The sequence below is a fragment of the Methylobacterium komagatae genome (genome assembly GCF_042661665.1).
GTDB lineage: Bacteria > Pseudomonadota > Alphaproteobacteria > Rhizobiales > Beijerinckiaceae > Methylobacterium > Methylobacterium komagatae.
Genome location: NZ_JBHSWN010000001.1, coordinates 446441 through 467271, shown reverse-complemented (window position 1 = coordinate 467271; position 20831 = coordinate 446441). Strand labels below are relative to the sequence as shown.

At 69.2% G+C, this 20831-nt stretch carries 20 protein-coding genes, 1 tRNA gene and 1 riboswitch; of the genes, 8 read left to right on the top strand and 13 right to left on the bottom strand.

Translation table 11 applies throughout. From position 1 onward, the window contains the following. Positions 1-24 precede the first annotated feature (24 nt). Positions 25-212, bottom strand: a riboswitch (cobalamin riboswitch). 38 nt (positions 213-250) lie between these two features. Together ACFQE0_RS02275 and ACFQE0_RS02270 are read right to left on the bottom strand one after the other, a co-directional pair. Then, positions 251-1867, bottom strand: coding sequence for a glycoside hydrolase family 44 protein (locus tag ACFQE0_RS02275; RefSeq protein ID WP_378966695.1), 1617 nt, complete (start codon positions 1865-1867; stop codon positions 251-253). Then, the gene (locus ACFQE0_RS02270) at positions 1864-2811 is read right to left on the bottom strand and encodes a glycosyltransferase family 2 protein (protein ID WP_378966693.1); all 948 of its coding nucleotides are present in this window, start codon (positions 2809-2811) and stop codon (positions 1864-1866) included. The genes ACFQE0_RS02275 and ACFQE0_RS02270 overlap by 4 nt, the downstream gene beginning before the upstream one ends. A 183-nt stretch (positions 2812-2994) precedes the next feature. Between ACFQE0_RS02270 and ACFQE0_RS02265 the strand changes: the two genes are divergently transcribed. Both ACFQE0_RS02265 and ACFQE0_RS02260 read left to right on the top strand, forming a co-directional pair. Next, complete coding sequence (locus ACFQE0_RS02265) at positions 2995-4179, top strand: Gfo/Idh/MocA family protein (protein WP_378966691.1); 1185 nt, start codon at positions 2995-2997, stop codon at positions 4177-4179. A 166-nt stretch (positions 4180-4345) separates the two neighbouring features. Beyond that, positions 4346-5035 (top strand): DUF6492 family protein, encoded by a 690-nt coding sequence (locus ACFQE0_RS02260; protein WP_378966689.1) that lies wholly within the window; start codon positions 4346-4348, stop codon positions 5033-5035. 7 nt (positions 5036-5042) lie between these two features. On the opposite strand, the gene ACFQE0_RS02255 is transcribed toward ACFQE0_RS02260, so the two are convergent. The 7 genes from ACFQE0_RS02255 to ACFQE0_RS02225 form a co-directional block, all read right to left on the bottom strand. Next, positions 5043-5831: a WecB/TagA/CpsF family glycosyltransferase gene (locus ACFQE0_RS02255; RefSeq protein WP_378966687.1), complete on the bottom strand. Its 789-nt coding sequence runs from the start codon at positions 5829-5831 to the stop codon at positions 5043-5045. Positions 5832-5845: 14 nt separating this feature from the next. Beyond that, positions 5846-6832: an NAD-dependent epimerase/dehydratase family protein gene (locus ACFQE0_RS02250; RefSeq protein WP_378966685.1), complete on the bottom strand. Its 987-nt coding sequence runs from the start codon at positions 6830-6832 to the stop codon at positions 5846-5848. Next, a complete protein-coding gene (locus ACFQE0_RS02245; RefSeq protein ID WP_378966683.1) occupies positions 6829-8292 on the bottom strand; it encodes an oligosaccharide flippase family protein in 1464 nt (487 codons plus the stop codon). Before ACFQE0_RS02245 ends, ACFQE0_RS02250 begins: the two co-directional genes overlap by 4 nt. Beyond that, the gene (locus tag ACFQE0_RS02240) at positions 8289-9680 is read right to left on the bottom strand and encodes an O-antigen ligase family protein (RefSeq protein WP_378966681.1); all 1392 of its coding nucleotides are present in this window, start codon (positions 9678-9680) and stop codon (positions 8289-8291) included. Before ACFQE0_RS02240 ends, ACFQE0_RS02245 begins: the two co-directional genes overlap by 4 nt. Positions 9681-9696: 16 nt before the next feature. Next, positions 9697-11838 carry an exopolysaccharide transport family protein gene (locus ACFQE0_RS02235; RefSeq protein ID WP_378966679.1) on the bottom strand — a complete coding sequence of 714 codons (2142 nt, stop codon included), beginning with the start codon at positions 11836-11838 and terminating at the stop codon, positions 9697-9699. A gap of 286 nt (positions 11839-12124) precedes the next feature. Then, positions 12125-13078 (bottom strand): glycosyltransferase family 2 protein, encoded by a 954-nt coding sequence (locus tag ACFQE0_RS02230; protein ID WP_378966677.1) that lies wholly within the window; start codon positions 13076-13078, stop codon positions 12125-12127. Positions 13079-13151: 73 nt separating this feature from the next. Beyond that, positions 13152-13364 (bottom strand): NepR family anti-sigma factor, encoded by a 213-nt coding sequence (locus ACFQE0_RS02225; protein WP_378966675.1) that lies wholly within the window; start codon positions 13362-13364, stop codon positions 13152-13154. 210 nt (positions 13365-13574) lie between these two features. Between ACFQE0_RS02225 and ACFQE0_RS02220 the strand changes: the two genes are divergently transcribed. After that, complete coding sequence (locus ACFQE0_RS02220) at positions 13575-14588, top strand: NAD-dependent epimerase (protein ID WP_378966673.1); 1014 nt, start codon at positions 13575-13577, stop codon at positions 14586-14588. A 61-nt stretch (positions 14589-14649) separates the two neighbouring features. Continuing rightward, complete coding sequence (locus tag ACFQE0_RS02215; RefSeq protein ID WP_378975211.1) at positions 14650-15927, top strand: nucleotide sugar dehydrogenase; 1278 nt, start codon at positions 14650-14652, stop codon at positions 15925-15927. Between the two features lie 6 nt (positions 15928-15933). Here ACFQE0_RS02215 and ACFQE0_RS02210 read toward each other — a convergent pair whose 3' ends face one another. Then, positions 15934-16062, bottom strand: coding sequence for a hypothetical protein (locus ACFQE0_RS02210; protein WP_378966671.1), 129 nt, complete (start codon positions 16060-16062; stop codon positions 15934-15936). Positions 16063-16272: 210 nt separating this feature from the next. Between ACFQE0_RS02210 and ACFQE0_RS02205 the strand changes: the two genes are divergently transcribed. Next, positions 16273-16638, top strand: a complete 366-nt coding sequence (locus ACFQE0_RS02205; RefSeq protein ID WP_378966669.1) for a c-type cytochrome — start codon at positions 16273-16275, stop codon at positions 16636-16638. A gap of 97 nt (positions 16639-16735) precedes the next feature. On the opposite strand, the gene ACFQE0_RS02200 is transcribed toward ACFQE0_RS02205, so the two are convergent. The 3 genes from ACFQE0_RS02200 to ACFQE0_RS02190 form a co-directional block, all read right to left on the bottom strand. After that, on the bottom strand, positions 16736-17254 hold the full coding sequence (locus ACFQE0_RS02200) for a MarR family winged helix-turn-helix transcriptional regulator (protein WP_378966667.1): 519 nt from the start codon (positions 17252-17254) through the stop codon (positions 16736-16738). Between the two features lie 102 nt (positions 17255-17356). Continuing rightward, positions 17357-18301: a site-specific tyrosine recombinase XerD gene (locus ACFQE0_RS02195; protein WP_378966665.1), complete on the bottom strand. Its 945-nt coding sequence runs from the start codon at positions 18299-18301 to the stop codon at positions 17357-17359. Further along, entirely contained in the window at positions 18298-18447 is a 150-nt protein-coding gene (locus ACFQE0_RS02190) for a histidine kinase (protein ID WP_378975209.1), read from the bottom strand. Before ACFQE0_RS02190 ends, ACFQE0_RS02195 begins: the two co-directional genes overlap by 4 nt. 269 nt (positions 18448-18716) lie before the next feature. Here ACFQE0_RS02190 and ACFQE0_RS02185 point away from each other — a divergent pair, with 269 nt between their 5' ends. The 3 genes from ACFQE0_RS02185 (at position 18717) to ACFQE0_RS02175 (ending at position 20592) form a co-directional block, all read left to right on the top strand. Continuing rightward, positions 18717-19310 carry a shikimate kinase gene (locus ACFQE0_RS02185; protein ID WP_378966663.1) on the top strand — a complete coding sequence of 198 codons (594 nt, stop codon included), beginning with the start codon at positions 18717-18719 and terminating at the stop codon, positions 19308-19310. Between the two features lie 10 nt (positions 19311-19320). Next, the gene (aroB, locus tag ACFQE0_RS02180) at positions 19321-20439 is read left to right on the top strand and encodes a 3-dehydroquinate synthase (RefSeq protein ID WP_378966661.1); all 1119 of its coding nucleotides are present in this window, start codon (positions 19321-19323) and stop codon (positions 20437-20439) included. A gap of 78 nt (positions 20440-20517) precedes the next feature. After that, positions 20518-20592, top strand: a tRNA-Thr gene (locus ACFQE0_RS02175). The last annotated feature ends 239 nt before the right edge of the window (positions 20593-20831 follow it).

Genomic DNA, 20831 nt, shown 5'->3' with positions numbered 1-20831 from the left:
CCTGCCGCCCCACCGGCGGCACGTTGAACGTCGGGGATGACGGCAGGTCTCCTGGCTCGCGGCTCGGCGCGCCCGCCGCCTTCCCGGATCGCTCCGGTGGCTGCTGGCAGGCGCTCGCCGCTTACAGTTGCGGGGGCAGCCGCGGGTTCGGGCAAACCCTCACCGCGTTCCCTTTTCACCCCTTGCGGGGCACCGTCATCCCTCCTGTGTATCTGGCTTCCGCCCCCGGCACAACGGCAAGCAGAACCGTTTAAGCCGGTGTCAGCACACAGTGTCGGGCGGACCGGGCGGGTAGTGCCACGCGCAGCGGGCCGGAGAGGGTCGTCGGCGGGTCCGTTTCGGCCATGTCGGGATGGGCGGCGTCGAAGCCGTAGCGCGTGAGCCGGGCGGCCTTGAACGGCTGGTCGAGGACGATGTCGGCGGCCTCGTCCTGCGACCCGCGATTGATGAGGACGAGATGAAGCCGCTCGCCCTCCATGCCCGCCCGCACCGTGAGGATGTCGGGGCGTGAGACCTCGGCGGGGAGGCCCGAATCGGGAAACCGGCCGCCCTTGCCGTCGTAGTTCCGGTAGAGACGGAAGGCCGTGCCAAGCCAGCCCGCGAGGGAGCCCCAATGGGCGGTGAGCCGCATGTCGGCCCGCGCGAAGCGGGCCAGGGCATCGGCCAGAGCGAGGCCCGAGGCGAGTTGGCCAGCCCCTCCGTAATTATACTCGGTGACGGCGATGCCCGTGCCGGGGAAGTTCGCCCGCACGATGCGCTCCAGGCTCGGCAGGAGCGGCAGGGATAGGCCGCCCTCCATCGCCACCGGCAGGGCCTGCGTCACCCAGCTCGCCTCGCAAAAGCCCGGCTCGGTCAGGGAGCGGGGGGCGTCGAGGAGCGGGGCGGTGAGCGCCGGATCCTCGCTGCGGAACAGGGTGCCCCGGTCGCTGAACGGGTACCAATGCACGTCGAGGGCATCGAGCAGGCGTCGGCCCTCGCGCTCGGAGGCCTGCCGGAAGGCGTCGAGATAGGCGGCGAGGAAGCTGCCATGATGCTTGAAGGCAGCCCAGTCGGGTGCGTTCTGAAGGCTCGCCATGCCGGTGACGCCCCGGCTCGCCGGGCCGATCACCCAGGCGCCGGGGTCGATGGCCTTGATCACCCGCGCCGCCTTCAGCGCCCTCGCGATCAGGTCGGCGATCCGCACCGGAGCCCGCACGATGCGCGGGTGCTGGGTCGCCCACAGGCCGGGCTCGTTGTCGAGGATGTAGCCCCGGATGCCGGTTCCGGATCCGGCGGGGCCGAACCGGTCGATGAGGGTGGCAAGGCACTGCGGGATGTCCGCGACCCGCGGATCGACGGGGGCGGAGGCCGGGCGCCGCCCCTCCCAGGACACGGGCACGAACCGCGCCGAGGGTGCGGCCTGGTCCGGCCCGACGGGGCCGTTCTTGTCCGCCGCGACGAAGCCCGCCAGGGGCAGGGTCACGATGCTGCTCGCGCCCATGGACAGGGATGAGCGGTGCATCGCCGCGATCACCGCTGCCGGGCGGTTGCGCTCGGCCTGCGGCAGGCCGAGGGACTCGCTCAGGAAATCGCCGTTCGCCTGCTGCCAGTCCTTGCCGGCGTTGCAGGCATTGTTGGTCCAGTTGTAGCTCGTGGCGAAATTTCCGCCGAACCGGCGCAGGCTTACACCGGCCGCCCGGTCGAGCTCCGCCGAGGGCGCGCCGCCGTCGAGGGTGCCGATCTCGCCCGATCCGTAGATCAGCGGGCTGACGGCGAAGGGCGCGGCCCCGTTCCTGACGTGGATTCTCGCCACCTCGCCCGCGCCCGTGGCGCTGGCCCAGATCGTCGCCCCGGCGCCGGTCAGAAGCGCCCGGCGGCTCGGCCTCACGAGACCAGCCCGGTCCCGTAAAGGGAGCCCCGGAAACGGGTCATCCAGAAGATCTTGCCGAGGCCGCCACAAGCCGCGATCCGGTGATGGCGCGCGGCGGGCGGGTTGATCGGCTCCAAGAGCAGCGACAATACGCCCGAGACGATGGCCTGCGCCACGCCGACCATCATCCACCGGGCCACGCTGAGGCGGCTGCGGGGCGAGGCCATCTCGTGGACGAAGGTGCGGATCTGGCCGCTGAGGAAGCGGCGGCGGCGGACATAGGCCCAATCGAGCCGCCGGGGCGGCACCCATTCCGTCACCTCGGCGCCGGAGGCCCACCCGAACCGGCGCCCCTCGTTCACGAGGCGCTGAAGGAACAGGCTGTCCTCGCCGCCGATGCTGTTCAGGCGCTCTTCGAAGGGACCGCCCGGGATTGCGCAGATCGAAGCCGCGAAGAGTGAATTGTTGGTGCCGAGATAGGCGGCGCGGTGAGTCACGTCCCCACCATCCTCGGCTGTGACGCCGCGGGCGAAATAGGCTGCGAAGGGGCCGATCTCGAGGTTGTCGTCGGCCCGCGCGCTCACCGGGCCGAACACTGCGTCGTATTCGCCTCGGCGGGCGACCGCGAGCAGGGCCGCGAGCCAATGCGGGCCACCGGTCTCGTCGTCGTCGATGAAGGCGATCCATTCGCCCCGCGCCGCCGCGACGCCTGCGTTCCGCGCCGTGGCGATGCCGGGCTTCGGCACCGAGACGTAGCGGATCGGCAGGCTCGCATCCGCGGCGAGCCGCGCCACCAGGGCCTGCGCGTTCGCGTCGACGGAGTTGTCGACCACGACGATCTCGGCGGCCGTGTCGTCCGGCAATTGCTGCGCGACGATGCAGCCCAGGGCGCGCTCGAGCGCCTTGTGACGGTTCAGCGTGGGGATGACCACGCTCACCGCGATCGGCTGGATGCCGCGCATGCCGTCTCCGATGCTCTCTGGGAGGTTCATGAATAACTAACCGAAGAGCTATAACTTGATCACTGGTGCGACTTATTCCAGCCGGAAGTAAAGTCGGCACCTGATAACGTGAGATCAATACCGGATTTGCGCGGTAATTTCTCAGAGAATGGTAAATTTAACGCTGACAATCGCGCGGGCAGGATGAAAATTGCCTTCGTCGGCTGTGGTTATGTCGCGGATATGTACCGCCAGTGCCTGGATCTGCATTCTGGCGAGCTTGAACTGGCCGGCGTCTACGACCGCGATTCGGAGCGGCTGGCGGCCTTCACCAAGACCTGGGGCGACCGCGCCTACGCCTCGCTCGCCGAACTGCTGGCCGAGCCCGATCTCGGCGTCGTGGTGAACCTCACCGACCCGGAGAACCACGCGCCCGTCACCCGCGCGGCCATCGCGGCCGGTCGCCACGTCTATTCCGAGAAGCCGCTGGGCATGACGCTGAGCGAGGCCCGGGGCCTGCGCGATGCCGCGGCGAAGGCGGGCGTGCGCCTCGCCGCCGCGCCGAGCAACATCCTCGGGGAACAGGCCCAGACCCTGTGGCGCGCGGTGCGCGAGGGCGCCGTGGGGCGCGTGCGTCTCGTCTATGCCGAACTCGATGACGGCATGGTCCACAAGGCCGATTATCGAAACTGGATCAGCCGCAGCGGGCGCCGCTGGCCCGCCGAGGGCGAGTTCGAGACCGGCTGCACCTTCGAGCATGCGGGCTACGTGGTGACCCTGCTCGTCGCCATGTTCGGCCCGGTGCGGCGGGTCACCGCCTACGCTTCGCTGCTGATCCCGGACAAGGAATGCGACCAGCCGGTGCATCCAGCGCCGGACTTCTCCTGCGGTCTGCTGGAGTTCAACGGCGGCATCGTGGCCCGCGTTACCAACTCCATCGTCGCGCCCTACGATCACCGCCTGCGGATCGTGGGCGACGCGGGCGTGCTGCAGGTCGAGGAGCCGTGGGATTTCGCCGGTCCCGTCCGGCTCAAGCGCACGGCCACGACCCGTCTCGACCGCTTCCTCGAACGACGCTTCCCTCTGCGGAAGGGCAGGGTGGTGAAGGCGGTGCGTCCCGTGCCGTTCCGCAGCGGGCGCGGCCGACCGCCGATGGATTTCCTGCGCGGCGTCAGCGAATTCGCCGAGGCCGTCACCGCCGGTCGGCCTGGCAGGATGGATGCGGACCTCGCGGTCCACATCACCGAGGTGACCGAGATGCTGCAACATCCGGAGCGGTATCCCCGGCCGGCGACGGTCTCGTCGCAGGGGGAGTGCTGCGGCCGATGGATTGGGCGGTCTGAGAGCAGGCGAAAGAGCCATCGACCATGGATAACCCGCCGACCCTGATCACGCTGTCCTTCGCGGGCGACTTCGAGTGTTGCCGCCTGCTCTGTGAGACCGCCGACCGCTTCGCTCCCATGGGCGCGTCGCATCTCCTGGCGGTCCCCTCGGCCGACATGGCGCTGTTCCGGCCGCTGGCCGGGGGCGCCGCGCCCTGGTTCCGCAGGAGGAGTTGCTGCCCGGTTGGCTGCGCAAGCTTCCGCTGCCGGGGCCGGAATGGCGCCGCCGCCTGCGGCTGCCCCGGCGCAACGTCTATGTCTCGTTCAAGGGGCGGCCGGTTCGGGGTTGGATCGCCCAGCAGATCATGAAGCTCAACGCCGCCGCCGGAGCGTCGGGCGACGTCGTAGTGCATCTCGACAGTGACACCGCCTTCGTGCGCCCGCTACCGGTGGAGGCCCTGAAGTCGGAGGGGCTCGTGCGCCTCGCCCGTTTTCCGGGCGCGGCGGACGATGCGATGCACGCGCCCTGGCACCGGGCGGCCTCGACGCTGCTCGGCCTGCCGCCCTCGGATTATCACGAGGCGGATTACATCGATCAGTTCGTCACGTGGCGGCGAACCAATGTCCGTGGCCTGCTGGAGCGGATCGGCGAGGTCACGGGCCGCGACCCCATCGAAGCGCTCGCTGCCACCCGCGATTTCTCCGAGTACATCCTCTACGGCGTCTATTGCGACAAGGTGCTCGGCCTGTCCGCCTCCGGTCACGCACCCTCGGCAGACAGCCTGTGCGAGACCGTCTGGTCGGAGGGTGGCGCCATCCCCGTCGTCGGGCCGGGCCGCTACGGGCTCGGCATCCAGTCGACCATTCCGCTCTCGACTGAGGCCCGGCGCACCATCGTCGCCCAGGCGATCGCGCGCGGATGAAGGGGGCTCAGCCCGCCCGGCGCCGGTAGTCCCACACCAGCTTGAAGATGCGCGGGCCATCGATCAGGTAGCGGCGGGCGAGGCGGCGCGGCTCGCAGGCGAGGCGGAACAGCCATTCGAGATTGGCGACGCGGAAGATCGTCGGCGCGCGGGGACGCTCGCCGACGAGGAATTCAAGCCCCGCGCCGATGCACAGGCCCACGCCCTGCGCGATGCCACGCTTCGCGAGGGCGGCGGCCAGCATTTCCTGCTGCGGCGAGCCCACGGCCAAAACGACGAAGCGGGCAGGCCGCGCCTCGATGGCCTCCACCGTCGCGGCAAGCTTCGCGGGATCCTTGCGCAGACCCATGGGCGGGCAGATCTGCGCCACCTGCGTCAGTCCGCAGAGACGACTCACGGACTCCGCCAGCCCCTCGTTGCCGCCGACGATCAGGACGGACGAATCCTTTGCGAGCCGGGGATGGGTCAGCAGGGCGGCGACGAGGTCCGAGCCCGGCACGGGCGGCAGGTCGGTGCCACAGGTCCGCGCCAGCTGCGTGAGGATGCGGCTGTCGTTGATGCAGAGCCACGCCTCCCGATAGAGGCGCGCGGTCTCGGGATCGTCCGCGATTCGGATCATGTGATCGACGTTGGGCGTGACGAGATAGCGGAACCGCTCGCCCTCCGGCACCGCCAGCAGGATGTCGAGCGTGCCGTCGAGATCGAGCCTGTCGAACGGCAAGTCGAGGAAGCTCACCCGCGCGGCGCTCGATACCGCGAGCGTCGAAGACGGAGCCGTTTGGGCAATCGTGGACATGGCGCGGCGCTCGTTCACGGGTGGGGCGTGTCGTGTCGGAAGGATGCGTCCAGCCCCTCGGCGAGCCGGATGCCCGCGCGGAAACCGAGTTCGGTCCGGGCGCGGGCGGTGTCGTAGTGTGCGGCTCGGGCGAATAACCGCAATTCGCCCGAAGCAGGCACGAAGCGCAGTCCGCCCACGGGCAGGCGCAGGCGTGCCAGCGCCTTGGCCGGAAGAGACAGGGCGCGCAGCATTGCGAGTCGTCCCGGGGGAAGGGGACGCGGCGGCGGCAACCCGGCGCGACTGGAGAGCGCCGCAAAATAGGTGTTCCAGGTCGGCGTCTCAGGCCCGACGATGTTGGCGGCGATGAGCCCCTGGCCCGGCCCCGTGAGGGCGGCGAGGGCGCAGCGCACGGCCTCGGCCGCATCCGTGACGTGGACGAGCGACGCGATGCCTTCGCCACGCGGCCCGAGATGGCCCAGCACGCCCGCGCGCAGGCCCGCGACCGGCCGCTCGATCCAGAGGTCGCTGCCGCGCCCGTAGACGATGCCGGGCCGCAGGATCGCGACCCGCCGCCCTGGCCGAGCCGCCACCCAGCTTCGCAGCATCGCCTCGCAGGCGCGCTTGGCGGCGCAGTAGGGATCGTCGGGCGCGGCTGTCGAAGGAGGCGCGTCGGGCTCGCCGATCCGCCCCTCGGCGGGGCCATAGACGGCGATGGAGCTGAGCTGGATGATGCGGTCGATCCCCGCCCGCTCGGCGGCAGCGAGCAGGTTGCGGAGTTGATCCGGCATCGCGGCGGCCGAGCGTCCGCCCGCATGGACGATGGCCGAGGCCCCGGCGCAGGCGGCATCGAGGCTGCGCGGGTCGTCGAGATCGCAGCGAACGGCACCCTCGGGCGGATCGCGGCCATCGGGCAGGCGGTGCAGTCCGGCCCGCACGGACAGGCCCCGCTCGCGCAGCCGCGCCACGACGGCCTTGCCGATGAAACCGCCCGCGCCGGTGACGAGGATCGCGCCGGTCATCGCAGGCCCGCCACCGGCGCACGGCTCAGGAGAGGGCGGATCCGTCCGACCAGGGAATCGAAGCTCGCGCGGCTGATCAGAAATAGGAGCGGCACGTAGATCAGCACGCCAGCGGGGATGGCGACGATCAGGGCGAGCAGGGGCCCGTAAGCATCGGCGAGGGTGATGCCGAGCCACGCGACGATCACCGCCATGATCGCCGCCGACAGCCACACCCCCGACAGCCGCCGCAGGAGCGGCCAGGGTGAGAGGCCGATCAGCGGCCCGTTGATCAGCACGGTGGTGGCGGTGAGGGACAGATCCCCGGCGAGCCGGGCGAGACCGATCGTGGCCGGATGCAGCCCGGCCGTCGCCACCAGCGTCAGGGCGAGGATCACGAGGGCGACGCTGTAGGACAGGAGCACGCTCTGCGGCCGACCGCTCGCCGAGAGCGCGGTTTGCACCACCTGCGAGGGCAGGGCGAGGAGGCCGCCCGCCGCCAGGGCCGCCGCGATGGGTTCCGCCGTGGTCCAGCCCGGCCCGGCCATGAGCGGGACGACGAGGGGGCTGACGGCGGCAAGGCCCATCATCGTCGGCGCGACGAGGGCCGAGGTCTCGCGGGCCACTTCCGCCGCCGCCTCGCCGACATTGTCCCGCGAGAGGGCACTGCCCCGGAAATGCGGGAAGCACAGGTTGTGCGTCACCGCCGTGATGGCCCCGCGCACCGGCTCGATCAGCCGCATGGCGATGTTGAGGTAGCCGAGCACGGTCAGGCCGAAGAGCGCGCCCGTGAGGGTGTTGTAGACGACGTAGGTGGCGTTCTCGACGAGGCGCGAGGCCAGCACGAGCCCGGCGAAGCGGTTGAACCGGTTGAGCCGCCCCCATGACCAGACCGGGCGGACCTTCAGGCCGAGCATCCAGAACAGGCTCGCCGCGCTCGCGAAGACGAGGACGATCCGCAGGGCGACGAGAGACCAGATGCCGGCTCCGGCAAGGCCGAGCCCGATGGCGATCACCGCCCCGATCACATGGCCGAGGATGCTCGACGCGTTGATGATGTAGAACGCCTTCCGGCGCCTCGCGACGGCGGTCGCCAGTGTCATCGGCCCCTGCGCGAGCAGCAGCAGGCCCGTGGCGGGGAGGAGAAAGCGGAGGTCGGCACGCTCGTAGACGTGGTCGAGCAGGAGGCCCACCGGAACGCAGAGCGCGAGGAAGCCGAGGGCAGCGACCATCGAAAGCGCGAGCACCGCCCCGAGATCGTCCCGGCGGACGACCTTCGCCTGGGTCAGCGCTTCTTCGTAGGGCGTCCCCACCGCCATGGAGAAGGCGGTGACGATGGAGAGCGTCAGCGCGGTTGCACCGAAATCCCCCGGCGGGAGGATGCGGGCGAGGAAGGCGGTCGTGATGGACAGGATGACGAGGCGGCCCGCCGCGTCGGCTAGCCCCGCTCCGATCCAGCCGCCGATCCGGCGGATCGTCATGGGCGCTTTCCTGCGGGCTCGGGTGCGGGCTCTCGTCGGAAGGCCAGCAGGCTGATGAGGATGGAGACGTTGGCGAGAACCTGCCCGCGCATCCACAGGCTCGATTCGGTGGCGTTGTGCACGAGGACGACGAGCGCGATGACGAGGAAGGTCGCCGCCGCCACCGCATCCGCGCGGATTGTGCGCCGGGAGAACAGCTTCACGGCGAGCGCATAGATCGTCAGCAGTTGCGCCAGCACCGCGAAGGCCAGGGCCGGAGCGCCGCCCTGGAGCCGGAGGTCGAGGTAGCCGTTATGCGCCTCGTTGATCACCACGTCGGCCCGCTCTCCGATCTTCAGGGTGGCGAGCCAGGAGCCGGGTGGCGCGCGCAACAGCGGGTCGTTGGCATCGCCCACGTCCCAGAACGAGCCGAACCCATAGCCGGTCCAGGGCCGCCGCGCGATCTCGCTCGCTGCGAAGTCCCAGATCTGGGTGCGCCCGGTGAAGCTCGCATCGTTGCCAGGCGTCAGCAGGCCGATGAAGTCGCCGCTGAAGGCCGTGACGCCGAGATAGGTCACGCCCACCGCCCCGATGCCCGCGAGGGTAAGGAACAGCGCCGCCGCCGGGCCCATGCGACGAAGCACCAGCATGCAGGGCAGCAGCCCGGCGCCGAGCAGCGCCAGCATCATCGAGGTCTTGCTCTTGGTGAGCACAAGAAAGCCGAAGGCCGCGAGCGCGAAGGCGAGCCCCGCGAGCACCCTGCGAGGGCGCGGGGCGGCGCAGGTCCAGCCGATGGCGATGATGAAGGCCAGCATCGCAACGAGACCCGCGACATTCTTTTGCTGGTGGTAGCCGCGCACGCCGATCTCGGTGAAGGCGAAGCCCGGGTTGAGTACCGTGACCGCGAGGTCGCCCGCGATCACCACGACGAGGATGCCCGCCATCAAGCCCAGAACGCGCCGCATCGGCCCGATCCCCGCCGCGATGGCCAGCGTGATGATGCAGATGAACACCATCACGGTCACGCGTCGCACGGCGATGTCCGGGAAGGCGGCCCAGGACACGCTGGCACAGAACCAGCCGAGCACCAGCCAGACCGGCCAGGAGCGCAGGACCAGCGGAAGCACGATCCTCCGGCGGCGGATAATCTCGAACAGGGCGATCCCGGTCATTCCGAGAACGGCGAGGCGCTCGGTGGAATTACCGTCGCCGGAGGTGATGGCGCTGGCATCGGTCATCGGCATCACACCGATGAACATGTAGGCGAAGAAGGCGAGGCACAGTGCGCCGGGCAGGGCGCGCAGGAACCATGGCGCCCGCCGGATGCGGGGGCCTGTGCCGGTCCTGCCCTGGGCCAGGGCGGCGAGGCTCTGGGCCTCCGGCGTCAGCGTCGGGAGGGCCGTGGTCACGGAAGTTGCGCGCCCGTCACGCCAGGGCTTCCTTGTCCCCGGCAAGGGCGAAGCGCTGCGGCACCGGGCGCGAGCGGGCGGGAGCCGGTACGATCGGATCGGCGCCCGAGACCACGAACAGCGCTCCCGCGATCTTGTCCCCGCTCGACAGCAGGGCGGCACGCAGGTCCTCGATCCCATCGGCCGTGGCCACGCCCGCCTCGGCGACGAGAACGATGGCCGTGGCGGTGGAGGCCGAGCGACGCAGCCGGACCTCGTCCTGGCCGTCGCCGCCGTCGATGATGACGCAATCGTAGCCTTCGTCCCGCTCGGGCATGAAATCGGGCGCGGCACGCTCACCGGCCGTAGTGGCGCAGAAAGGCGGGAAGCCCTCCACGGTGCAGGACATGACGCTCGCCTGCGCGTCACGCGGGATCATCCAGGTCAGGCGGCCGGAGCGCGCATCGCCGTCCACGAGCAAGGCCCGTCGCCCTCGTGCCGCCTGCGCCAGAACGAGGTTCTGGGCGATGATGGTAGAGAGCGGACCGTTCGAAGCCGAGACGATCAGAAGCCGAACCTGCCCGCGCTCGGCGGCCTCGTCGAGGTAATCCGCCAGCCGGGTGAGGATGCGCGCCGAGGGCGAGGCCCGTGAGCCGGCGAGCACCGCGACGGTCTCACTCGCCTCGCGCAGCCGCTTGCGCGACAGGGGCAGCACGCCGAGCACCGGGATTCCGGTGCGTGCGGTCAGCCGCTCGGCCGAATGCAGGCGCCCGCCACGACGGTCGACGAGGATCGCTCCGGCCGCACCCGCGAGCAGGCCGAGCAGGCCTGCCGCCGCGATGACCAGCGCGGGCTGGAGGTCGGCCGATTGCGGATCGGGCTTCGACGCACTGACGAGGGAGACGTTCGAGGTGCCGACGCTCTCCTGCTCGAGGAGTTCGCGCTCGCGGGCCAACGTCTTCTCGTAGACCGAGCGCTGCGCCAGGGCCTCGCGCTCCAGCTGGCGCAGGGTGACGAGGGCGGTGTTGGTGCGCGACGTGTCGGCCTCGGCGCGGGCAAGGTCGCGCTCCAGGGCGGATTCACGATTACGCGCGGCAGCCAGCTCGCTCCGCAGGGAGGATTGCAGGCGACCCGTTTCCTTGGCGATGGCGGCGCGCAGGCTGCGCACCTGGGCATCGACCTCCACCGCCGCCGGATGGCGCGGTCCGAGCGTGGCGCGCAGGTTGTCCTGCTGGCGCGTCACCTCCGCGAGGTTGAGGCGAAGCTGAGAGAGGGTCGTGGATTCCACCGTGTCGGCGCCCGCCGCATCCGTCGGCGAGGCGCTGCGGCCTTCGAGCGCCGCGACGCGCGAGGCGGCGATGCGGGTCTGCGCCCGCGCCGCGAGGAGCTGCGAATTCAACTCGCTGACGCGGGCGGTGTTGAGCCCACGCCCATCCTGATCGACTACGCCGATCTCGCGTTTGTACGTCTCCACCGCCTGCTCGGCGGCGATGACATGCTCGCTCTGGCCCTTCAGGGTGGCGCCGATGGCGTCGCGGGCCTTCACCACCACTTCCTTCCGGCGACGCTCGATGTCGTCCACGAAGGCTTGGCCGATGGCGGTGGCGAGGCGGGCCGCCTTGTCTGGGTCGTTGGCGCGCACCGTCAGGTTCACGACGAAGCTCTTGCCCTCGCGCTGGAAGGTGGTCTGCTTGCCGAGGATCTTGCTGGCCACATCGACCGGGTCGGCGGGCGGAGCCGGGCTCGTCAGGCCGATCATCGCCTTTAAGTGTCCGACGAGGCCGGGCCGGGCGGTGTAGGCGGGGTCCTCGGTCAGGCGAAGGCGCTTCACCACCTCCTGCAGCACCGCATCGAAATGCAGGAAGCGCGACTGGGTCTCGATGACCGCGTCGTTCACGTCGGCCGAGGGCGGCTGCGGCACGAGCTCGTTGCTGACGACGTTCAGCCCGCGCGGATCGAGGAGCACCTGCGCCGTGCCGAGATAGTTCGGCGTACGCAGCACCATCACGGGCGTCGCCAGCACCACGGCACCGAGCACGCACATCCCGATCGCGAAGGCATGACGGCGCAGCGACGCCAACGCCTCCCGGATCTCGAGGCGGAACGCGTCCCACTCGTCGGCTTCCGCAGCCTGGAAGCTGCTCTGGCTCGGACTGTTCTGGCGTTCGATCAGCTGCATCGACCGGCTTTCCCCGATAACGCAGCGCCCCGCATCCCGGCTTCGACGCCGTCGGCCGGGCCGTCACCCGGACGATGCAAGTCGCTGCCCAGGATGATCCGTTCCGGACTTCGGAGCGGGTTATCCCGGCGGGCCCGAGGCCCGTATCGACTTTTCCGTAACGCGCGCCCGCTTGTGCTGAGTTAAAATGGCGGGCCGTCGCGCTCTTGGAATTATCGATAGAGTTAATAGTGTCTTCGTTTCGGGGTGAATTCGCGTCACCCGCTCCAATCCTGGTGCAGGGGCCTTAAGATCCTCGCAACGAGGCTGCCTCGGTTCGGTACAACGGATAGAGCCGCCGCCACAGGAGCTTGCCTGCGATCCCGGCCGCGCGAATGGCGAAGCTGCGCCCCGGCGCCTCTCGACGGAGCATGACGACGCCCATCAGCGGCAGCAGGCCGATCTGCACCAGGGACTTGGCCGCCATCATCACCTCGTCGCGCAGGGGCGCTGGGCTGGTGCGGATCAGGGTGGCGGCATAGGCCTGCCCCCCCGCGAAATGGCGGCGGACGAGATAGCCCGTCCCGACCCGGTGCCGGGGCACGAAGTCCGTGGCCCGCGCTTCCGGCAGCCAGCCGAAGCGGCGGCCCTCACGGCCCAAGCGGCAGAGCAGGTGCAGATCCTCCCCGCCGCATTGGCCGAAATGCGGATCGAACGGGTCCGGGTCGCGCAAGGCGGTGGCGCGGCGGAAGATGCTGTTGGCGGTCGAGAGGACGAAGCTCTGCGAGGCCGGGCGTCCGAGCGCGAAGAGTTCGTGCCCCGCGGCTTGCCCGCCGAGCCGGGTGAAGAGCGTCCGTGCGGCGGGTGTCACGGCGCCCGCATCTTCGAAATGCGGGGTGATCGGCCCGAAGAACACATCGTGGGGATAGCGCGCGAGCCCATCGCGCACTGCCATCAGCCAGCCGGGCTCGGCCTGCTGGTCGTCGTCGAGGAAGGCGACGGCGTCGCCGATGCTGCCCCGGCAACCGGCATTGCGGGCGACGGAGATGTTGGCCGGATGCGCGGTGAGGTAGCGAATGGGCAGAGGCGCCCGCGTCGCCAGGTCTTCGACCACCGGCCTCGCGGTCTCGCCGTCGCTATTGTCGACCACGACGATCTCAGTCTCGCCGTCCCCGGCGCCGTCCTGCCCTATCAGCGAGTGCAGAAGCGCGGCGAGCAGCGTCGGCCGCTCATAGGTGCAGATCACCACACTGAGCCGCATCTCTGGTCCTCCGGCGACCGGATGCGTCTATCGGCAAATACTCACTAAACGGTGTGGGTGGGCTGGACCGGTCTCAATTGCCGGAACCGGTACGGTCCGTTTCCAACTGCTGAAGAAGCTCGGCGAGACGCGGATCGATCGGCTCATCGATCACCGGATCGTAGAGGGCGCGCAACTGCCGCCCGAGGCGACGGCGGGTGAATTCATCGAGGACCGGGCCCTGCGCGGAAATCGGAACAGTGTGGAGCACGAAGGCTCCGGCGCGGCGCGGGGTCTCGGACATCATGAGTAGATCGGGTTCGCCCTGTTCGATGGCAAGCGCTTGTGTCGAGTGTTGCGCAATAGACCGAACACGCACAGGGCGAAACGCTCGTCGGCTAAAAACTTGCGATCACAATTTCTGGAAGTGCCTGGACGCGCCTGCGGATGCCGAAGGCGCGTCGTCATGCTAGGAAAGCCGGATTGTCGGCCGCGGGTGTGAGGTGTTTCGTCCGAGATGACCGAACCGCGCATCCTCGTCACGGGCGTCGCCGGGTTCATCGGCAACCATGTCGCCCACCGCCTGCTCGCCGAGGGGCGGGCGGTCACCGGGCTCGACAACGTCAACGCCTATTACGACACCGCCCTGAAGGAAGCGCGCCTGCGCCGCCTGACGGGTAAGGGCTACGCTTTTCACCGCCTCGATCTCACGGACGGGCCCGGCCTCGACGCGGTGTTTCGCGAGGGGCGTTTCACCACGGTCATTCACCTCGCCGCGCAGGCGGGTGTCCGTTACTCGCTGACCGACCCGCACGCCTACGCCGCGAGCAACCTCACCGGCTTCCTCAACGTGCTCGAAGGCTGCCGTCACCATGGGGTGGGGCACCTGATCTACGCCTCGTCCAGTTCCGTGTACGGCGCGGTGACGGCGATGCCGTTCTCGATCCACCAGAACGTGGATCACCCCGTAAGCCTCTACGCGGCGACGAAGAAGGCGAACGAGCTGATGGCGCACAGCTACAGCCATCTCTACCGCCTGCCGACGACGGGTCTGCGGTTCTTCACCGTCTACGGCCCGTGGGGACGGCCGGACATGGCAATGTACCTGTTTACCCGGGCCATCCTGGCTGGCGAGCCGATCAAGGTCTTCAACGAAGGCCGGATGCGGCGGGACTTCACCTATATCGATGACGTTGTGGAGGGGATCGTCCGTCTGATCGACCGGTCGGCCGCGCCCAATCCGGCCTGGGACGGCGGGCATCCCGATCCCGGAACCAGCCTCGCGCCCTACCGCCTCTACAATATCGGCAATTCCGAACCCGCCGACCTGACGGGGATGATCGCCCTGCTTGAGCGCAAGCTCGGCCGCCGGGCTGAGATCGACCTCCAGCCGATGCAGCCCGGCGATGTGCCGGAGACCTTTGCCGATGTCGCCGACCTTGCCCGCGATGTCGGCTTCTCCCCCGGTACCCCCCTCGAAACCGGCATCGGCCGCTTCGTGGATTGGTACCGCGCCTATCACGAAGCTTGACGGCGGCGCTCGGGCCGCCTCCCGTGGCGCGGAAGCGGACGGCAGCGTGCGGGGCGTCGGGATGGTGGGTGGTCGCAGGATCGCGGTGATCGGGCTCGGCTATGTCGGCCTGCCCGTCGCGGTGGCCTTCGCCAAGGCGGGGTTCGACACGCTGGGCTTCGACATCGACCCCACCCGCGTCTCCGAGATCGCAGCCGGACGGGACCGGACCGGCGAGGTGCCGGAGGACGACCTGCCGAGCCTCCAGGCCAGCGCGGATCCGGCCGGTCTGCGCGGGCGGGATTTCTTCATCGTCACCGTGCCGACGCCGATCACGGCCGCGCGCACCCCCGATCTCGGAGCGCTGGAATCGGCCTCGCGCCTCGTCGGCGCGGCCTTGTCCCCCGGCGCCATCGTGGTGTTCGAGTCGACCGTCTATCCCGGCGCCACCGAAGAGGTGTGCGCGCCGATCCTGGAATCGGCCTCCGGGCTGGTCGCGGGGCGGGACTTCGCCCTCGGCTACTCACCGGAGCGGATCAATCCGGGTGACCGGGCGCACCGGCTCGACAGTGTGATCAAGGTCGTCGCAGCGAGCGATCCCGAGAGCCTAGAGATCGTGGCGCGGACCTACGGTGCGATCGCATTGGCGGGCGTGCATCGCGCGCCGTCGATCCGCGTCGCCGAGGCGGCGAAGGTGATCGAGAACGTCCAGCGCGACGTGAACATCGCCCTCATGAACGAGTTCGCCCTGATCTTCGCGCGGATCGGCCTCGATACCGGCGACGTGCTGGCGGCGGCGCGGACGAAGTGGAACTTCCTGCCCTTCCGCCCCGGCCTCGTCGGCGGCCACTGCATCGGGGTCGATCCCTACTACCTCACGCATAAGGCGCAGGAGGCGGGCCACCATCCCGAATTGGTCCTCGCCGGGCGGCGCATCAACGACGCGATGGCAGGGCACGTGGTCGAGACCTGCATCCGCCGCCTGCTGCGCCGCGGGCGTCCCGCGCCCCGTGTCACGGTGCTGGGCGTGACCTTCAAGGAGGATATCCCCGACATCCGCAACAGCCGCGCCGCCGACGTGGCGCGGGGCCTTTCCGGTTACGGGGTGGCGGTGCAGGTGGCCGACCCGATGGCCGATCCCGAGGCGGTGCGACGCGAGCATGGCTTCGCGCTCACCCCTTTCGAAGAGCTCGCGCCCGCCGATGCCGTCATCCTCGCCGTGCCCCATCTCCCGATGCGGGAGCGGGGTTGGACGGGGATCATCCCCCTTTTGATCGAAGGGCGCGGCGATGTCCTGGATGTCACGGGCGTGCTCGACCGGAGCGCCGCTCCGCCCGGAATCGACCTGTGGCGACTCTGAGGCCTGTCAGGAGGGCGGTCGCGCCGCGTTGGTGACGGGCGGTAGGGAATTGGGGCTGCGCAGCACGATGAGCAGACTGCCCATTACGGACAGCCCGAGCGCGATCGAGAATAGGACGAAGATCCAACGAGGCATGGGGCGGAACTACCATGAAAACGCCATTTCATCCCTTGCGACGGCCTGGGATGAAGGAGGCTACCCAAAACGTTACGGATGGCGTGAAAAGACGCATCCACTCTCGTTCATCAAGCGTTGCAACGATTGAGCGTATGAGATTAGACCTGTTCCAGTCACGACGGGTCAACGCTCGCGAGACCGGCCAAAGCCGTAACTAGGAGGAAATTCATGCGTCAGCTCGTTCTCGGTGCCATCCTCGCCGCAATGATCCCCCTGTCGGCCCAGGCCCAGGAGGCCGGCGATGCGGCTGCCGGTGAGAAGGCGTTCGCCCCGTGCAAGGCGTGCCATAACTTCCAGAAGAACGGCGTCGGTCCGGACCTGAAGGGTGTCGTCGGCCGTAAGGCGGGCACCTACGAGGGCTACACCTATTCCGCCGCCCTCAAGAACTCTGGCATCACCTGGGACGAAGCCAACCTGCATGAGTGGCTGAAGAACCCGAAGACCAAGGTGCCCGGCACCAAGATGATCTTCCAGGGCTACACGGACGACAAAAAGATCAACGACGTGATCGCCTACCTCAAGACGCAGTCTTAAGAGTTTTACGTGCCCGGTCTTCATGGCCGGGCATGTTCTTCGGGCGTTTCGCCCGAACGTTCGCCCGGCCCACAAGGCCGGGCGTCGTCGTTTCAGGCTACGACGTCTCGCCGTTCCGCAGCCCGTCGCGCAAATTGACGAGATCCTTGAGCAGGTCCTTGCGGCCCTTCAGGTCGAAGCCGGTCATGCCGCCCGCCTCGTCGGGGATGCAGGACAGGGTGCCGCGCAGGCTTTCGCCCGCTTCGGTGAGGAAGATGCTGACCTGCCGCTCATCCGGCCGGTCCCGGGCCCGGCGCACGCGGCCCGAAGCCTCGAGGCGCTTGAGAAGGGGCGTCAACGTTCCCGAATCGAGGAATAGCCGCTCGCCGATCTCCTTCACGGTGAGCCCGTCCTCTTCCCACAATACCATCAGCACGAGGTATTGCGGGTAGGTGAGGTCGTAGCGGCCGAGCAGGGTACGATAGGCGCGGCCGAACGCATGCGCCGCCGCGTAAACCGCGAAGCAGAGTTGATTGTCGAGCCGCTGCGCCTCGGCGAGGGCCGCCTTATGCGCCTCGGGAGCCTTGTCAGTCTCAGTGATAGCCGCGCTTCTGCGCTTCACGGCGGGACCCGCCATCTTCGTTCCACCTCTCGAACAACCGTGACGGCGCGCCGTCCCATCCCCCAATTTCTAACTCTAAACTTGTACCGGCGATGGCACAATGAATTCAAATCGGGGCTACGCCGCGTCCACCGGCTCGTCCATGAGCGGATGCAGATCTCGGACCATTGCCTTCAGCCGGTCATCGAGAACGTGGGTATAGATTTGCGTGGTTGAAATATCGGCATGACCCAGCAACTCCTGGACGATGCGCAGGTCGGCGCCGTTATGCAGGAGATGACTCGCGAAGGCATGCCGCAGCACGTGCGGGCTCACCTTGTCCGCCCTCAGCCCGGCGGCGGCCGCGGCGTCCTTCAGGTCACGGGCGAAGGCTTGCCTCGTGAGGTGGCCGCTCTCGCTGTCGGACGGAAACAGCCAGGGACTGTCTTCCGGTACGGCGGGGAGATGGACCGCCATCGCCGCCCGCGCCGTCTCGGTGAGGGGGACCATCCGCTCCCGGCCGCCCTTGCCCTTGACCATCAGGATCCGCGCATCGCTGCTCGCGGCACTGCGGGGCAAGGCGACGAGCTCCGAGACGCGTAGGCCGGTCGCGTAGAGCAGTTCGAGCAGGCAGGCCATGCGCCGCGCCCGTCGTGCGGGGCCGGGGGGTTGATCCGGCCGGGACGCGACCTCGTGCGCGCCCGCAAGAAGGCGGTCGACTTCGGCGATCGAGAGCACCTTGGGCAGCGGGCGCGCCCGGCGGGGGCCGCCTACGGGTGCACTCGGGTCGGCCTCGGCCATGCCCTCGGCGTAAAGGAACTTGTGGAAACCGCGCACGCAGGAGAGGCGCCGCGCGGCGGTGGACGCCGAAAGGCCGCGCGTGTCCAGATCGGCCACGAAGCCTCGCAAGGCGGCGGTATCGACACGCTCCAGGCTGAGGCCGGTGCGGGCGAGATAGGCGAGGTAGTCGCTCAGGTCCCGGCGATAGGCCTCGATCGTGTTGCTCCCGGCGCCCCGCTCGGCGGCGAGCATGTCGAGGTAATCGCCGACCTCCGGCCGTAACGGACCCGCCGGATCGCTCACCGCGGCGGCTGAAGCTTCGAGGCGGGAATCGAGACGGTCATCTCCCGCGGGGTCGGCTGCACGAAAGTCGCCAGGGCGAACATGCCGGCGAAGGCGAGCCCGGCGATGATCGCGATGGTGGCGAAGAAGCGGAACAGGGTCGGCACGTCGGTCGATCCTCGGGGCTGACGGGTGCCGGTCGGGAAAGCCGGGAGGGCCGCCGAGCTCGGCCGCATCGGATAGGCGGTTTCCACCATGCGATCGCGGCGCTGACAAGGCCGGGAGAGACACAGGCGGGGAACGAACGGTGTGTTTCGCGCTGCGTGTGAAACGCGCTAAGAGCCCCCTTTCGGATGCGGCGTGGTGGCCGCTGCCGGGGCGGCGCCGACAGGCGGCCCGGTTTTCAGTGGCGTGTGGACGTGTGTTGCGGGAACCGATGAGCGAGACGGAGGCCGAAGAGCCTATCGAAGCACGGTTGCGGCGGGGCCTCGGGCTCCGGTCGATCGTGCTCGTCGGTCTCATGGGTGCCGGCAAGAGCACCGTGGGTCGCCGCCTGGCGAGCCGCCTCGGGCTGCTGTTCAAGGATGCCGACAACGAGATCGAGGCCGCCGCCGGTCTGACCATCCCCGATATCTTCACGATCTATGGCGAGCCGAGTTTTCGCGATGGCGAGGAGCGGGTGATCGCGCGCCTGCTCAAGGCCGGTCCGCTGGTTCTCGCGACGGGCGGCGGCGCCTTCCTGCGCGAGGCCACGCGTGAGCGCGTGCGCGAGCGCGGCGTCTCCGTCTGGCTCAAGGCCGATCTCGACGTGCTGATGCGCCGGGTGCGCAAGCGCGGCAATCGCCCCCTCCTGCAAACCGAGGATCCAGAGGCGACGATGCGGGCGCTCATGGAGGTCCGCCACCCTGTCTATGCGGAAGCTGATGTGGTGGTCCTTTCGCGTGACGTCTCGCATGACCGCGTCGTGGACGAGGTGATGGAAGCCCTCGTCGCCTATCTCGATCCGCCGCCCGCCCTTGCGGCTCAGTGAGTCCGAAAACGTGACCGAACCGCTGACCGTCCATGTCGCCCTCGACGGGGGGCGCGATTACGACATCCTGATCGGCCGGGGGCTCGTGGCCGACGCGGGAGCGCGCCTTGCCGCCCTCGGTGCCAGGGCGGCGGGGATCGTCACCGATTCCACGGTGGGTGCCCTCTACGCCGAGGCGCTGAAGGCGAGCCTGGAGGAAGCCGGGCTGCGCGCGGGCATCGTCACCGTGCCGCCGGGCGAGGCGTCGAAATCCTATGCGCGCTTCGCCGAGGTCTGTGACGGGCTGCTCGCCCTGAAGATCGAGCGGAACGACCTCGTCGTCGCCCTTGGCGGCGGCGTGGTGGGCGATCTGGCTGGCTTCGCCGCCGCAAGCCTGCGACGCGGAGTGCGTTTCGTGCAGGTGCCGACGAGCCTCCTCGCGCAGGTCGATTCGTCGGTGGGCGGAAAGACCGGAATCAATTCGTCCCTTGGCAAGAATCTGATCGGCGCCTTCCACCAGCCCCGCCTCGTCCTCGCCGACACGGCGAGCCTCGACACCTTGTCCGAGCGGGAGATGCGGGCAGGTTACGCTGAGGTCGCGAAATACGGGCTCATCGGCGACGAGGGCTTCTTCGCGTGGTGTGAGGCCAATTGGCGGGGCATCTTCACCGGCGGTCCGGAACGCGACGAGGCGGTCGCCGCCTGCTGCAGGGCCAAGGCGGGCGTCGTCACCCGCGACGAGCGCGAGGATGGCGAGCGCGCCCTGCTCAACCTCGGCCACACGTTCGGCCACGCGCTGGAGCGCATCACCGGTTATTCCTCGGAACGCCTCGTTCACGGCGAGGGCGTCGCCATCGGGCTCGCTCTGGCCTTCCGCTTTTCGGCCAAGCTCGGCCTGTGCGGCGGGCAGGAGGCGGGGCGCGTGGCGAACCACCTCGCCCTCGCTGGCCTTCCGACCCGGTTGCAGCAGGTGCCCGGCGGCAGCGGCGATGCCGACGCGATCCTCGACGCCATGGCCCAGGACAAGAAGGTGCGTGACGGCGCGCTGACCTTCATCCTCGCCCGGGGCATCGGCCAGAGCTTCATCGCGCCCGGTGTCGACCGTGCGGCGGTTCGCACCTTCCTCGAAGACGAACTCTCGGCGGATTGAACGGCGCCAGCCGTCTTGCTTTGGGCGGGTGAGGGGGCTATGAGCGTTTCCGCGTCCGGGCCCTGGGTTCGGCCGGTTGCCGGTGTAGCTCAGTGGTAGAGCAGCGCTTTCGTAAAGCGAAGGTCGGGGGTTCAAATCCCTCCTCCGGCACCACCTTCTCCCTTACATCATCGTCATGATCCGGGCCGCCAATTGCGGCCAAAACCGGGATCGTGCGGGTTTTCGCCAGAAATCGGTCCGTTTGCGACCCGGATCGACCACGTCCGCGCCCTGAAATCGCCCGCCACATTACGCTTCTGTCACGTCCCTGCGGGACCAGCCTCTTGCTCCGCCTCCCGGCGATTCGCCGGAGCGGCCGGTGGCGGGTCCCTCGTCCGACACGAGAAGCATGG

What these genes read in the sequence shown, in the direction of transcription:
- ACFQE0_RS02270 (WP_378966693.1), bottom strand. Translation starts at nt 2,811, where the DNA reads ATGCGCGGCATCCAGCCGATCGCGGTGAGCGTGGTCATCCCCACGCTG.
- ACFQE0_RS02265 (WP_378966691.1), top strand. Translation starts at nt 2,995, where the DNA reads ATGAAAATTGCCTTCGTCGGCTGTGGTTATGTCGCGGATATGTACCGC.
- ACFQE0_RS02255 (WP_378966687.1), bottom strand. Translation starts at nt 5,831, where the DNA reads ATGTCCACGATTGCCCAAACGGCTCCGTCTTCGACGCTCGCGGTATCG.
- ACFQE0_RS02250 (WP_378966685.1), bottom strand. Translation starts at nt 6,832, where the DNA reads ATGACCGGCGCGATCCTCGTCACCGGCGCGGGCGGTTTCATCGGCAAG.
- ACFQE0_RS02245 (WP_378966683.1), bottom strand. Translation starts at nt 8,292, where the DNA reads ATGACGATCCGCCGGATCGGCGGCTGGATCGGAGCGGGGCTAGCCGAC.
- ACFQE0_RS02235 (WP_378966679.1), bottom strand. Translation starts at nt 11,838, where the DNA reads ATGCAGCTGATCGAACGCCAGAACAGTCCGAGCCAGAGCAGCTTCCAG.
- ACFQE0_RS02230 (WP_378966677.1), bottom strand. Translation starts at nt 13,078, where the DNA reads ATGCGGCTCAGTGTGGTGATCTGCACCTATGAGCGGCCGACGCTGCTC.
- ACFQE0_RS02225 (WP_378966675.1), bottom strand. Translation starts at nt 13,364, where the DNA reads ATGATGTCCGAGACCCCGCGCCGCGCCGGAGCCTTCGTGCTCCACACT.
- ACFQE0_RS02220 (WP_378966673.1), top strand. Translation starts at nt 13,575, where the DNA reads ATGACCGAACCGCGCATCCTCGTCACGGGCGTCGCCGGGTTCATCGGC.
- ACFQE0_RS02215 (WP_378975211.1), top strand. Translation starts at nt 14,650, where the DNA reads ATGGTGGGTGGTCGCAGGATCGCGGTGATCGGGCTCGGCTATGTCGGC.
- ACFQE0_RS02210 (WP_378966671.1), bottom strand. Translation starts at nt 16,062, where the DNA reads ATGCCTCGTTGGATCTTCGTCCTATTCTCGATCGCGCTCGGGCTGTCC.
- ACFQE0_RS02205 (WP_378966669.1), top strand. Translation starts at nt 16,273, where the DNA reads ATGCGTCAGCTCGTTCTCGGTGCCATCCTCGCCGCAATGATCCCCCTG.
- ACFQE0_RS02200 (WP_378966667.1), bottom strand. Translation starts at nt 17,254, where the DNA reads ATGGCGGGTCCCGCCGTGAAGCGCAGAAGCGCGGCTATCACTGAGACT.
- ACFQE0_RS02185 (WP_378966663.1), top strand. Translation starts at nt 18,717, where the DNA reads ATGAGCGAGACGGAGGCCGAAGAGCCTATCGAAGCACGGTTGCGGCGG.